Origin of the sequence: Corynebacterium sp. MSK122, from assembly GCF_030229435.2 — a bacterium.
GTDB classification, from domain to species: domain Bacteria; phylum Actinomycetota; class Actinomycetes; order Mycobacteriales; family Mycobacteriaceae; genus Corynebacterium; species Corynebacterium marquesiae.
On the sequence record NZ_JASPHV020000090.1, the window covers coordinates 1 to 255 of the forward strand.

1 protein-coding gene is annotated in these 255 nt (G+C 56.5%); it reads right to left on the reverse strand.

Features of this window, described 5'->3' with window-relative positions:
- A partial coding sequence (locus QP934_RS11575; protein WP_419127601.1) for a transposase occupies positions 1-255 on the reverse strand: 255 nt, incomplete at both ends.

Below are 255 nucleotides of genomic sequence, written 5' to 3' on the forward strand. Positions count from 1 at the left end.
CGATCTCCTGGTTGTTGTCGCGGTCCTCGTCGATGACCCCAGCGGCGATGATCTCTTTGGTCTGTGCCAGGCTGGTCAGTGACATATAACGCTTCTGTTGGATCCAGTCATCGTGCTGTTCGGCCAAAACCGCCCCAACAAGGCGCACAACAGCGTCTCGGTTTGGGAAGATTCCTACGACATCGGTACGCCGGCGGATCTCCCTATTGAGCCGTTCAGTGGGGTTATTCGACCAGATTTTGGTCCACACCGCTC